At 46.2% G+C, this 12,877-nt stretch carries 11 protein-coding genes and 2 tRNA genes; 11 read left to right on the forward strand and 2 right to left on the reverse strand.

All coding sequences use genetic code 11. The annotated features are described in order from the left end of the window. Positions 1–236: 236 nt before the first annotated feature. On the forward strand, positions 237–2,492 hold the full coding sequence (locus ACYVGR_RS01155) for a T9SS type B sorting domain-containing protein (protein WP_460953235.1): 2,256 nt from the start codon (positions 237–239) through the stop codon (positions 2,490–2,492). Positions 2,493–2,615: 123 nt separating this feature from the next. Continuing rightward, entirely contained in the window at positions 2,616–3,425 is an 810-nt protein-coding gene (locus ACYVGR_RS01160; protein WP_460953237.1) for an SDR family oxidoreductase, read from the forward strand. A gap of 87 nt (positions 3,426–3,512) precedes the next feature. On the opposite strand, the gene ACYVGR_RS01165 is transcribed toward ACYVGR_RS01160, so the two are convergent. After that, a complete protein-coding gene (locus tag ACYVGR_RS01165; protein WP_460953239.1) occupies positions 3,513–4,256 on the reverse strand; it encodes a tetratricopeptide repeat protein in 744 nt (247 codons plus the stop codon). Positions 4,257–4,311: 55 nt separating this feature from the next. Here ACYVGR_RS01165 and ACYVGR_RS01170 point away from each other — a divergent pair. Further along, positions 4,312–4,384: transfer RNA gene (locus tag ACYVGR_RS01170), tRNA-Lys, on the forward strand. Between the two features lie 43 nt (positions 4,385–4,427). Here ACYVGR_RS01170 and ACYVGR_RS01175 read toward each other — a convergent pair. Further along, positions 4,428–4,832 (reverse strand): DUF3127 domain-containing protein, encoded by a 405-nt coding sequence (locus tag ACYVGR_RS01175; RefSeq protein ID WP_460953241.1) that lies wholly within the window; start codon positions 4,830–4,832, stop codon positions 4,428–4,430. Positions 4,833–4,983: 151 nt separating this feature from the next. Between ACYVGR_RS01175 and ACYVGR_RS01180 the strand changes: the two genes are divergently transcribed. The 8 genes from ACYVGR_RS01180 (at position 4,984) to ACYVGR_RS01215 (ending at position 12,877) form a co-directional block, all read left to right on the forward strand. Beyond that, a tRNA-Leu gene (locus tag ACYVGR_RS01180) sits at positions 4,984–5,065 on the forward strand. 512 nt (positions 5,066–5,577) lie between these two features. Then, on the forward strand, positions 5,578–6,447 hold the full coding sequence (locus ACYVGR_RS01185; RefSeq protein WP_460953243.1) for a hypothetical protein: 870 nt from the start codon (positions 5,578–5,580) through the stop codon (positions 6,445–6,447). Continuing rightward, complete coding sequence (locus ACYVGR_RS01190; RefSeq protein WP_460953245.1) at positions 6,404–7,321, forward strand: SEL1-like repeat protein; 918 nt, start codon at positions 6,404–6,406, stop codon at positions 7,319–7,321. Before ACYVGR_RS01185 ends, ACYVGR_RS01190 begins: the two co-directional genes overlap by 44 nt. A gap of 219 nt (positions 7,322–7,540) precedes the next feature. Next, positions 7,541–9,028, forward strand: a complete 1,488-nt coding sequence (locus tag ACYVGR_RS01195) for a glycosyltransferase family protein (RefSeq protein ID WP_460953247.1) — start codon at positions 7,541–7,543, stop codon at positions 9,026–9,028. A gap of 267 nt (positions 9,029–9,295) precedes the next feature. Continuing rightward, entirely contained in the window at positions 9,296–9,475 is a 180-nt protein-coding gene (locus ACYVGR_RS01200; protein WP_460953249.1) for a hypothetical protein, read from the forward strand. 145 nt (positions 9,476–9,620) lie between these two features. Then, the gene (locus tag ACYVGR_RS01205; RefSeq protein ID WP_460953251.1) at positions 9,621–10,313 is read left to right on the forward strand and encodes a response regulator; all 693 of its coding nucleotides are present in this window, start codon (positions 9,621–9,623) and stop codon (positions 10,311–10,313) included. 130 nt (positions 10,314–10,443) lie between these two features. After that, complete coding sequence (locus ACYVGR_RS01210) at positions 10,444–11,712, forward strand: TolC family protein (protein ID WP_460953253.1); 1,269 nt, start codon at positions 10,444–10,446, stop codon at positions 11,710–11,712. An 85-nt stretch (positions 11,713–11,797) separates the two neighbouring features. Further along, positions 11,798–12,877 carry an efflux RND transporter periplasmic adaptor subunit gene (locus ACYVGR_RS01215; protein ID WP_460953254.1) on the forward strand — a complete coding sequence of 360 codons (1,080 nt, stop codon included), beginning with the start codon at positions 11,798–11,800 and terminating at the stop codon, positions 12,875–12,877.

A 12,877-nucleotide genomic window follows, 5' to 3' on the forward strand; every position in this document is an offset into this window, starting at 1 on the left:
TTTGTTATTTCATTAAACCAAAATGCCCGGACTGATCGAAACAGCCGGGCATTTTTATGCGTACTTTGTGTAAGGAATCGGGCGAAGAAATACGAATGTTTTCCTATTGTTTTACGCCCCTATCCATAAATGACAGCTAACTATCTGTTGTACAGTCTACTAATCCTAACCGTTTAAAAAACTGCTAATTTAAGCAGCCGTTTTGGGACGGTCTCAATACCGAATCGAATCTACGTATGCCAAACCTGTACCGTCCGTTATGGAAAACCTTACTTATGGCCTGCTTATTGCTGGTTATGAGCCACTTTGCCCTGGCAACCCATATTGTTGGGGGCGAATTGGAGTTGCGTTATCTCGGCTCACAGAGCGCTTATTCCCATCGTATTAACCTGAATCTGTACTTCGATGCCGTCAACGGAAATACGGGCGCCAATGATGCTGTCGTTAGCGTCGGTGTTTTTGCCAAACGAACAAACCAGCTCATTGGCTATGTTCCGCTGCCCCGCGTTAGTACCGAGCAGGTAGCCTATACGAAACCCACCTGCGCCGTGGCTGAGTTACGCACTTTATTGATTCGATACAGTAACGATCTGAACCTCGACCCTAACGTTTTCAATGATCCTGGTGGTTATTATATGTCCTGGGAACGTTGCTGCCGGAACGGAACAATTGTTAATATCATGGCTCCTAACGCAGCAGGTTCTGCATTTTACCTGGAATTTCCAGCCATAAGAAATGGACAGGTTACGGTAGCCAATTCGTCGCCGGTATTTACCGTTCCTAAAGGTGATTATGCCTGCGTAGGTCAGCCGTTTGTCCTCGACTTCAGTGCCAAAGACGCCGATGGCGATAGTCTGACCTATAACCTGGTTACTCCCTATAATGGGTTTAGTACATCCGTTTATCCAGATCCAGGTTCTGTCAATCAGGCGGCCCAACCCGTTTTCAACGCTGGTCCCTACCCACCTGTTCAATGGATCAATGGCATTTCAATCAGCAATGAGATTCCGGGAAGTGTGCCTCTACGCGTAGACGCCCGTACAGGGTTGCTCACGGTAACTCCCGACAGAGTTGGTCTCTTCGTGTTCTCGGTTGAAGTTGGTGAATACCGGAATAAAAAATTGATCGGCCTCGTCCGGCGCGATTTTCAGGTGTTGGTTGTCGACTGTAAGAAAAACAACCCGCCGACACTCCTTTTCAAGCCTGATGGACAGAAAGGCTTCTACAAAGAAGGGACCGTCATCACAATTGCTGAGAAAGACACAAACTGCCTGAGTTTGTACGTCACTGATATTGACCCGAACCAGCAAATCACCATCACTAACATGAGCGGGTCGCTACCCGGCCTGACACTCACACCCGGTACGTTACTCACCAAGACCAGCAGCGATACCTTACAGGCCAAATTCTGTTTTGGGCGCTGCGTCGGAGCCGATGGAAAACCGTTTACCTTACTCATCCGGGCCACGGATGATGGGTGTCCGCAAGGATTGAGTGATACGATCAGTATCCGCCTGACAATTACTCCGTCATTAAATAATAAACCTGCAGCCAGCACCGATCTAGTAAATAACATAGGCAAAGCTACGGTTGGCTCATCGCTTAGCTTTACGGCCTTTGGCAACGATATCGATAACGATAATATCACGATTCAGGCTGTTGGACGCGGATTTACTCTAGCCCAGGCAGGGATGAGCTTCAGTTCAGTATCGGGGGTGGGAAAAGTCGCTCAGCCTTTCACCTGGAAACCAACCTGTACACAAGCCACACAGCCTGAGTATATAGTCGACTTTATTGTGACCGACACACGTTGTAATCAAAACCTTCGCGATACTGTTACGGTGAGGCTTTCGGCTGTGGGTATACCCAGCCAGCCACCCAGTATACGTACAACACTGGCCCAGCCCGTCGTTGAACTCTCCGTAAGCCCCTCCGACTCTACGGGCCACACGCAATTCGATGTACTGGGCAATGACCCTGACCGAGACACACTTCGATTAACAGGTACAGGACGCGGATTTGATGTGAAAGCTGCGGGAATGAATTTCACTGACAAGACAGGTCTGCCAACACTACAATCTGCCTTTAGCTGGACACCTACCTGCGAATTGATGGCGGGCAAAACTGAGGCCACATTCATTGTCGATTTCGTGGTTGATGATCGTTCCTGCCAGCCCAATCATACCGACGTGACCAGCGTTACATTCCATGTTAAAAACCCATCGGCTAACGCCGAGATCAAAGTACCCAATGTATTTACCCCCAATGGCGATGGCGCCAACGATTACTTCGCGGTAAAAGACATACCCGAAAATTCGTGTGATGAACAGTTCAAACGGGTTGACATCACGAATCGCTGGGGAGCAACGATCTTCACCTCAACTGATCCAAAATTTCGCTGGTATGGTAACGATGCTGCCGTTGGCACGTATTATTATCTCCTGCTCACAACCAAACGTACCTTCAAAGGAACAGTAACACTCATTCGATAAGGTGTTAACAGTCTATATCGTCAGTCAGTAGTCATTGGCTGGCAGTTATTCATAAAAGCTGTTTTGTTACCGACTGACAACTAACCACTAGCGACTAATAATGCCTTATCTTTGCCTTCCTCTATGAAAGATAAAATTGTACTTATTACCGGTGCCTCATCGGGCATTGGTCGGGCATTAGCCTTTGCCTTCGGACATGAAGGAGCTCGTATTGTTATCTGTGGTCGTAAAGCGGATGCACTTCAGCTGGTTAGCGATGAACTTCAGCAGGCTGGTATTACCTGCTTTTCGCTTACTGCCGATGTAAGCATCGAAGCGGATGTAAAAAAACTGATTGACCAAACCATTGCCCATTTCGGCCGACTGGATATACTCATCAATAATGCGGGCATTAGCATGCGCTCCATGTTAATTGATACCGACCCGGCAGTTATCCAGAAGGTGATGGACATCAACTTCATGGGAACGGTTTATGCCACTCGTTACGCCCTCCCCTACATTCAGCAAACCAAAGGCTCTATCGTTGGTATTTCGTCGATTGCTGGTTATCGGGGGCTACCGGTGCGGGCTGGCTATTCTGCGTCAAAATTTGCGATGAACGGATTTCTGGAAGCAGTCAGGACTGAATTGCTCCACACGGGCGTTCACGTGCTGACGGCTTGTCCAGGCTTCACAGCTTCCAATATTCGGGTTTCGGCACTAGACGCCCACGGTCAGGCAAAAGGTGAAACAATGCGCGATGAAAGCAGCATGATGAGCGCCGAGGAATGTGCCGATCATATACTCAGAGCCGTAAAAAGTCGGAAACGCGAACTCATTTTAACCGGACAGGGGAAATTCACGGTCTTTATGAACAAATGGCTTCCTGGCCTGATGGACAAGCTGGTGTACAACACGCTGGCCAAAGAGAAGGATTCGCCTTTGAAAAAATGATTGAGTGATTTAATGAATGAGTGATTGAGTGAATAGAATTTTTACGGGCTATTCACTCAATCACTCATTCATTAAATCACTCAATCATTAAATAATCCAAACATTATCTCGCCGGATAAAGTACAGCTCGTTGTGCCAGAGTACACGTAGGTAAATATCTTTCGTGCCCAGAATATTGAGTTTATGCCCCCGGCCGATCACCTCCACAACGGGAGCCGCTGCCGAAGGATCGGTTCGTAACAAAACCCGGTCGTGGCGGGTAATACCCGATTGCACACCCTCAGGTAAGTTCGTAAAGATCAATAACAGCAACAGATAAACGAAGATAATCCATTTCTGTCGTCCTGGAATAGCCTCCTTTTTGACCACTTTAAGTAGTAACACGCTAAACACATAACCTGCTGGAATCAGCAAAAAAAGCAGAAAATAGATGCCGTATTTACGATAGAAGAGGTAAAAGTAGTTTAGATCGTCGGTTTCGTAGCCGCTTAGGTTATTAGCACGAGCAATGTCGCTCATTCGGCGCAGTACCGCGTCGTCGGGATGCCGATCAAAATACACATCGAGGTAATATAACAGCTTCGGCACATCATTTTGCTGCTCATAAGCACTCGCTAACTTCAAAAGCATCGGGTCTGTAGCCGTATGCCCTTCGGCCAGGGCCGCTTCGTAGAGACGAGCCGCATGTGCCTGATCACCAGAAGCAAACAACGAATCAGCACGTCGTAATGAGTCTGGCGAAGCTGTTTGAGCCCAGGCGTTTACAGACAAAAAATAAAAAAATAGACTTATTTTAAGGGTAATGGCTTGCAATGAACGAATAAAGGCCATAATTTTGCACCACAATTACGGACAGCCCCCCTAAACGAGGAACCTTAATTGAACCGATTTGGTAGCTCAGCTGGTAGAGCAATACACTTTTAATGTATGGGTCCTGGGTTCGAATCCCAGCCGAATCACAAAAAAAGCCGCTTTAAAGCGGCTTTTTTCATTAGAGCCATTTTAGAATGGCAGGTCGTTACTTTCTTCATCAAAAGCTGCATTGAACGACATAGCAGCACCTTGAGGAGCGGGGCGAGACTGCGCTTGTTGCGGAGCCGCTGGGCGAGCCGGTGCCGAACCACCATCTCCTTCGGCTAATTCGATACGGAAAGCCCGCAATTCAGTATACCAACGCTCATTGTATTCTCGCGACTCAGCACTAAAGGTAGCTTTCAGGGTATCGCCCGTAGCATATTGTTTCAAGTCTGCTACTTTATCGCCCCAAGCGGTTAAGCATACTTTTTTGGGATAGGAAGCATCCAGCGTTTCGATAACGAATTCCTGTTTGCTCCAAGGGCCTTTTTGACTTTGCCCCGATACTTCTGGCAGAACTTTTATGAGTTTTCCGATTAATTCCAGTGCCATATAAATTGGACTTTTAAACGTGATTTAGAAAGATAAAAGTACGAAATTTTAGCCACTTATGCCCCCTGTTTCACGAAAAAAGGAAAAGTTTCGAGCTTCTGTTTGGGAAAAGAAAACTAGAATCTTATCTTTGCACCCGCATCACAGAAATGGCCACGTGGTGAAACTGGTAGACACGCCATCTTGAGGGGGTGGTGCTGCAAGGCATGGGAGTTCGAGTCTCCCCGTGGTCACACAAATAACTAAAAACCAAGCACTTACATTCAACAGTAAGTGCTTTTTTGTTTTTCTAGATAAAGCACCAGGCAGTCAGTTATTAAACATCTGGTGATGGCTTTTCCCGAAAAAAGTGAATTACAGTTCTGATTTGCCTGCTCCTACTGGCACTTTATAGATACGTATAACTTCGCTCTACTCACTCGAACCAGAACGATTTATATTTTTCGAAGTCTTTCAGCTCGTTTCTATAGCAACTGTCCCCGCTATAGAATTTCCTAAACGACTGTGGCCCAACTATCAACAATAACATATCTACAATCTTCAACAATTATTACAATCAAAATAATTAGTTTACCGTTTCTCCTTTTAATAAATATAAAGTATTACTCATTCACTTAGATTAAACTTTATACATATCAACAATACACAAATACATACTTTTGTAAACAAGTCTATCTCACAACTTGGGAGAAGCTTAAGACTTATCTGACCGTAAATACTTGTCTTTAACACCATATTATCATTCATGAGAAAATATCTATTGAGTTTTACTGTTTTAATTGCGCTGGCAAACGTAGCACAGGCACAGGACAAGGTAGGCTCTTCCAGTGAAGCCGGTCTAGATTGGTCTAAATCTTTAAAACGAGGTGACAATTCTTCCGTCGAAACGCTCACGCAACAGCTAAACTATTACCAGAAGAAATCCGTCTATCTAGCCCGCCACTCGAAGACATTAACGCGAAAGATATCGCAGCTTGATCTTAAAAATAAACGGCTGGTTTTCAAGGTCGATGAATTACGTCGGGACAGCCTGCAATTGCGTAAGATCCTGCAGGACGCTCTCAACGATAATCAGCAATTGGTTAAATCTTACGAAACCCGAATCCAGGGTATGGCCGGTGAGCTGCGCGCCCTGCACGACTCGCTATCTGATTTGCGACTGGTGAAGCACGACCTGGATATGATCAAGCGCTATTTTGACTCGGCTTTACTGGCCAAGCGAGAATATAACTTGCCCGTCTATAAAGTCGTCCAGGCCCTGAATGACACGTTTAGAAAGGCTAACTCCCCTTACCAAATCAAAGGAGGTACTGGCCAGGAGTTGATCGTTACCGAAGAATTCAGCTTAAAGAGACCCGGATTTCTTTTCCTAAAGTCAACTGTTCACATACAGGGTGAGTATAAACTTAGTTTGAAGCCTCACCCGTTTGACGAAGGAAAAACGTTGTTGGACTGTCAGCCTAGTTTCCAGCGAAAACAGGGCAAGACCTTAGTTTACGATAGCCAATATGGCGACAAAGTGGGCACTGAAAACCGACTCTTCAGCTACATCGATCAAGCTATCTACTCCAATGACTTACACGCTAACGTCTCTAGTCATAGCCTTCACAATTAATGCCGCTTGCCTGGCAAAATCAGATGACTCGTTTAGCCTTAGCTATAAACGAGTTCATCTGCAGGATACAACCACCATTGCTTACCTACGGGCTCAAGTTGACGATGGCTTATGCCATTGGAAAGCAGGTGAGTATAGTCAGGCTGAGCAGTGCTTCCGAAAGGCGGCTACTCATAAATACAGTTGGGGCCAGTACAATCTGGCTCTTTGCTATTTCCACGGAAAAGGAATTTCCAAAGACTTAGTTAAGGCCGCTAACCTAATGCGACTAGCGGCTATCCAGGGAAATTCAGAAGCGCAGGGAGCTTTGGGTAGTATGTATTTCTATGGCATGGGTGTCGAGAAAAATTATACCGAAGCGCTAACCTGGTACCAATTAGCGGCTAAAGCCGGAAATATAACAGCCCATACATACTTGGGTTATTTATACGAAGCTGGGCTGGGCGTACCCAAAAATTACCAGATCGCCTATGAGTGGTATCAAAAAGCTGCCGATAAAGGCTGTGGTGACGCTATGCAATGCCTGGGTAATTTATATGAACAAGGCAACGGCGTTGAGAAGAACACAAACGAAGCGTTAAAATGGTATCGGGCAGCGGCTGAACAGAGTATTCCCGAAGCCAGTTATCGGGCTTTTCGAATTTATTACTACGACCGGTTAGATACCGTAAACAGCTATATATACCTGACAAGAGCAGCGGCTCAAAACCACGTTGCCGCCTTGTATGAACTTGCCGAAGCCTATTATTTAGGCCTGCTCGGACGCCCAATCGATAAGCAAAAAGCATTAAAATATTACCAGAAGGCAGCCAACTCCGGCAGTAACCTGGCTAGTATGGCGCTCAAAGTCAGAACGTTTCCCGATGCCGAGTAACTCCTATTCATCTAAAGTTTTTCGACAAGATTTACAGGATTAACATGATTTAAGCACAGAAGAAAAATCCTGTTTTATCCTGTAAATCCTGTCGAAAAAAATTGCCAACCTCAGTCAACAATCCCATTGAATTCGAAATCAGCAACTGCTTAGCCGTACATTTGCGGGCAGTTTACAGCCTATCACGATGATGGCTAGCTCAAATTCCAGAGAATTTTAATGGACGTAAATTCATACCAGACGCTTAACGATACACGTTTACGATGGCTTTGGGGCATAGCCCTACTTGTTCAGCTCTTTTTTTGTATTACGCAGGTAGGCTTCTTTCATCCCGATCAACACTTTCAGTTAATTGAGTTTTCGTCCTGGCAAATGGGCGAACCTACCGGGGCTACTAGTGTCTGGGAGTTGACCAGCCATATTCGCCCAACGTTACAGGTTTATTTGTTTTCAGGATTTGTAGGCGTCTGCCGTTTTTGCCACATAAACGACGCCTATACACAACTTCTAATCCTGCGACTCCTTTTTGGGGTATCCGGGCTCCTTTTATTTAATGCAATCGGGCTTTATTATTTCAAGTCCGACAAAAAGCTACTTTATCTCGTCCTGCTACTGATCAATTTTTCCTGGGTACTCCCCTATACGCGTACCTTATTCAGCTCGGAAATGGCATCGTCGATGGTGTTTTTCGGGGCTATTTTATTGTATGAACGCAAAGGGACTAAAACACTATACGTTTTTCTGATCGGGTTCCTGTTTAGTCTGGCGTTCTATTTCCGTTTTCAGGTCGCCTTTGGTCTGATTGGTTTCGGCTTATGGATGCTGCTTATTGAACGAAAATATACCCGATTGCTACCAATGGCTATTGGCTTTGGTATCGGACTAGCCATGAATATGGTTTTAGATACCAACTTTTATCACCAATTCGTTTTTACGCCCTACGAATACTACCGGGTGAACATTACAGAAGGCAAAGCGGCTGAGTTCGGGACTGCCAGCTTTTTGTATTATGTGGTAATGCTGCTGCTGGTTATTGGTACGCCCCCGATCAGCATTGTCTTATTCTATTACAGTCTGAAAGGCGTCCTGAAACAGTACCGTCAGCCGTTGGCATTTGCCGTGGTGTTTTTTATTGTCGGGCATTGTTTGGTCGCGCATAAAGAAGAGCGCTTTTTATATCCAGTCGTCAATGTACTACCCATTCTGGCAGGCTGGGGCTTATCGTCATTGCTTACCTACTACCAGCAGGCTAAAACGGGGACCCGCCGTTTTCTAAAAAACGCCTTGTATGCCAGTATAGCCCTCAATGTAATAACGCTGATCGCCTTGCTTTTAAACCCAATTGCGCAAACCGTTGAGTTTTCGCGAAAGCTGACCAATACCTTTAAGAATTCGAATCCTACAATTTATTGTCTGGGTCGTACGCCGTTTGAAACAGAAAGCCATCTCCCACTAACGTTCTATCGCCGAAATGCGCCCAATATGAATCTGGTCAGGATTAATGATGCTGATTCGGCCCGGTACTTACATAACGCCTGGGTGGTCACGACCTACAATGACGCCAAGCCGAAGCTGCCTCTTTTAGATAGTTTGGGGTTTAAGCCCCAATTTTATTCCTCTGCGGCTTTGTGGAACATCAATAAATTTCTACAGTCTAAAGAAATAGGTACCATCAATGAAATCTGGGTGCTGTATAAAAAAGAGTAGCTGGTGGTGCCATTACACGAAACAGGTTGAGACAAAATTCGTCGCCATAAATCACAAACGGCCAATTCATTAGAATCAAATACCTTCAATTGTAATCATAATCTAAGGAAAATCTAATGTTACTCTAAACCAGACCTAATACCAGGAAAGTAGCTTTGTTGATGATTTGGTCATGTAGGGGATTACAATAAAAACACCAGACGTTTAAATCTGGTGTTTTTATTGTTAAGACGTTGACCTGGACAAGAATGCATCCGTTTGTGATTGATGAAAAAGCAAAACTACATAATTCTGGAAGCGCATTGCCCGAAGGTTCTCCTCAATTCGATTGCCACGTTAAAGGCCGATGGCTATACGGTATTGGCGACTAGTGCCAGTCCGAAAATTTGCCAGTTGGGAAGAACCCGGTTATACGTCCAGGCGATGATGCGGGTTTGCATTTGCTAACTTTTCACGCTTTCTTGAGCGGCTTCAGATCATCTGATAGGTTTGACCAGGCGTTAACTGTTTCTACTCCCCACGAAACTCACACGAGTCGCTAATCCACGGATTTAACACTTTATCCCTTGTATTTTATTGATAGGGTGATTGCATGAAGAAAATAGTAATCATTGAAGACGACCGACGCATTGCTCAGATGATTAGCCGGGGACTTCAGGAGGAAGGCTATACAACCGAAGTCGTTTATGAAGGCATTAATGGCAGGCAGGTAGCTCTAAAACCAGATGTAGATTTATTACTTCTCGATCTTAACCTACCTGGCATCAATGGGTTCGAAGTTTGCCGTAGTGTACGGGCGGCTAAACCTTCGCTGCCCATCATTATCCTGTCGGCCATGGGCGAAATAGAAGACAAAGAAGAAGGGCTGGCACTAGGTGCCGATGATTACCTGGTCAAACCTTTCGATTTTCGGGAGTTGGTTGCCCGCGTGAAAACCAGCCTTCGTCGGTCGGAGTATATGAGTGGAATAAGCACCGAGTCGGAGCAGGTTTGGCAGGTGGCAAATTTGACGGTGAACCTTATCACGAAAGAAGTTCGTCGGGGAGAGGTTAAAATAGATCTGACGGCTCGCGAATTTTCTCTGCTTGACTACCTGATGCGTAACCGGGGCAAAGTACTCTCCAAACTGGATATTGCCGAACATGTGTGGTCACTCAATTATGACCCAGATTCTACCGTCGTCGAAGTTTATATTAATTACCTCCGAAAAAAAATAGATCGCGACTTTAAGCCCAAACTGATTCACACCCGGCTCGGTATGGGCTATGTGTTGAAAGAAGAGTAGGTAGTTGCACCGGGTTGATCACAATCGGTTTCTAATCTTTTTCTAATTGTTTTCTATAGACATTATAAGGTTAGCTTAAGCCTGCTGTAACCTTCACAATGGACCTTTGTAGCCATTCATTGGGTCTCTCATGCGGTTATTAATTTCGTTACTTTTTATTTTAGTCAGTGCCCGATCGCTTCAGGCACAAGCTACTACTGAACAGGATTCTATTCAGTTAACGCTCCGACAGGCCGACAGTCTGTTTGTGAAAAACAATCTACTCTTACTGGCCGAGCGGTTTCGGATCGATGCCAGTCAGGCGCAGGTGTTACAAGCTCGTTTATACGACAATCCGACGGTTAGCCTCGAACTAAGTGCGTATAATGGCGATGAACGACGGGTACTTGATGTAGGCAAACAGGGCCAGAAAATCGTTTCCATTCAGCAATTGCTTTACACCGCGGGCAAACGGAACAAACGAATCGCGCTGGCCTCCGAAGCGGCTCAACTGACTCAGTTTGAACTACTCGATTTAGTCAGAGGGCTACGTTTTGATCTGCGGAGTCGATTCTATTCCATTTATTTCCAACAAAAAACCCTGACTCGCTTCGATCAGCAACTGGCTACCCTCCAGACAACCGTAGCGGCTTATGAAATACAATACAATCGAAACAACGTATCGCTTCGGGAGCTACTTCGGTTGAAAGCCTTGCTGTTTCAGCTCAACAATGACCGGACGGCTATTGTGTTTCAACTAGCCGACGATCAACGGGCGCTGCGCACCTTATTATCCGTCGATCAGCCTATTAAGCCGCTGGTTATCGATGAAAAATTGGCCCGTTACAGTCTGCCAGTCCAATCAGAAGATACGCTGCAACAAATGGCGTTGCGCAATCGGCCTGATTTAAAAGCGGCTGAATCGTTAACGAAGCAAGCCGAGTTGAATCACACGCTCCAGCGTGCTCTAGCCACACCCGATTTACGCGTAGGGGGAACGTACGATCAGGCCGGAAGCTACATTCAGAATTACGTTGGTCTATCTGTTTCGGCCGACATTCCTGTGTTCAATCGTAATCAGGGCGCTATTCGGGCGGCTCGTAGCCAGATTCAGTACCAAAGTCAGTTACAGCGCCAAAAGGCGATTCAGGTAAATAACGAAGTTGCAACATCCCTGCAAAAAGTGCGGGAAGTGGAACGACGGGTACAATCGATTGAACAACAGTTTACTGATCAGTTCGATCAGTTGAACCGGGGAGTCATTACCAGCTTTCAAAAAGGAAATATTACCCTTCTTGAATTTGTCGACCTGATCGAATCCTATAACGATAGCATCAGTCAGCTCAATCGCCTGAAGGCCGACCGGGTGAGTGCTTACGAAGAACTCAATTACCTCATCGGCGAAGACTTATTTAAGTAAGCCCGGTCACCTGCCTGGCCAGCACACCCGTAGCAAGCCTATTCTTTATACGCCCGAACCGACGATCTGGGCTTATCCAATAACCATGAAAATCAACATCTTACTATTCTTTAGTGGACTGACTATTATTAGTTCATGTACCCCAAAACCAGCCGCAGAAGAGGCCGGAGCCTTTATGCTCTCCGATACAATGATGCGCCGTATTCGTCTCGACAGTGCGGTAACGCAGCCTGTACGAAGCGAACTGACCCTGGTTGGCAAAGTTGTAGCCGACGAGAACCGGGTCATTAAGGTGTTTCCACTGGTGGGTGGCAACGTAGAAGACGTCAAAGTTGAATTGGGCGATTACGTCCGCAAAGGCCAAACGCTGGCGGCAATCCGATCGGGCGAAGTAGCCGATCTGGAACGCCAGTCAATCCAGGCCCAGTCGGATTTGCTGGTGGCCGAAAAAAATCTTCGGGTCGCGCAGGATCTGTTTGAAACCAAACTTACGTCGCAGCGCGAAGTAGTAGCCGCTCAGAAAGAAGTGGAAAAAGCGCAGGCAGAAGCTACCCGAGTCAAAGAAGTATTCCGCATTTATGGCATCGGCAAAGCATCGATGTACACGGTAAAAGCGCCCATTGACGGCTACGTCATCGAGAAGAACGTGAACCGCGATATGCAACTCCGCTCCGACAACGCCGATAACCTGTTTACCATTGGCCAGATTAGTGAAGTATGGGTATTAGCCAATGTGAACGAAAGCGACATTGGCCGGGTACGAACGGGTATGGAAGCGACCGTGCAAACACTCAGCTATCCTGACGAACTCTTCAAGGGCCATGTTGATAAAATCTACACCGTCCTGGACCCCAATACGAAGGCCATGACGGTTCGGATTCGGCTCAATAACAAGGGGATGAAGCTCCGGCCCGAGATGCATGCCACTGTAACCTTGCGCTACGAAGACGGCGGAAAACTGGCAACGGTACCCTCTGCAGCCGTGATTTTCGACCGTTCAAAGCAGTATGTCATGGTCTTCCGAAATCGGTCTGACATCGAAACCCGCGAAGTCAGTGTCCTCAAATCGCTAGGCGATGTGGCCTATATCAGCCAGGGTATCAAACCCGGCGAAAAAGTCATTTCCAAAAATCAACTGCTGGTCTACAACGCACTCAACAATTAA

It is taken from the genome of Spirosoma litoris (genome assembly GCF_054776755.1).

Bases quoted from the DNA above. Each gene is read 5' to 3' on its own strand.
- ACYVGR_RS01155 (WP_460953235.1), top strand. From the start codon at position 237: ATGCCAAACCTGTACCGTCCGTTATGGAAAACCTTACTTATGGCCTGC.
- ACYVGR_RS01160 (WP_460953237.1), top strand. From the start codon at position 2,616: ATGAAAGATAAAATTGTACTTATTACCGGTGCCTCATCGGGCATTGGT.
- ACYVGR_RS01165 (WP_460953239.1), bottom strand. From the start codon at position 4,256: ATGGCCTTTATTCGTTCATTGCAAGCCATTACCCTTAAAATAAGTCTA.
- ACYVGR_RS01175 (WP_460953241.1), bottom strand. From the start codon at position 4,832: ATGGCACTGGAATTAATCGGAAAACTCATAAAAGTTCTGCCAGAAGTA.
- ACYVGR_RS01185 (WP_460953243.1), top strand. From the start codon at position 5,578: ATGAGAAAATATCTATTGAGTTTTACTGTTTTAATTGCGCTGGCAAAC.
- ACYVGR_RS01190 (WP_460953245.1), top strand. From the start codon at position 6,404: ATGACTTACACGCTAACGTCTCTAGTCATAGCCTTCACAATTAATGCC.
- ACYVGR_RS01195 (WP_460953247.1), top strand. From the start codon at position 7,541: ATGGACGTAAATTCATACCAGACGCTTAACGATACACGTTTACGATGG.
- ACYVGR_RS01200 (WP_460953249.1), top strand. From the start codon at position 9,296: ATGAAAAAGCAAAACTACATAATTCTGGAAGCGCATTGCCCGAAGGTT.
- ACYVGR_RS01205 (WP_460953251.1), top strand. From the start codon at position 9,621: ATGAAGAAAATAGTAATCATTGAAGACGACCGACGCATTGCTCAGATG.
- ACYVGR_RS01210 (WP_460953253.1), top strand. From the start codon at position 10,444: ATGCGGTTATTAATTTCGTTACTTTTTATTTTAGTCAGTGCCCGATCG.
- ACYVGR_RS01215 (WP_460953254.1), top strand. From the start codon at position 11,798: ATGAAAATCAACATCTTACTATTCTTTAGTGGACTGACTATTATTAGT.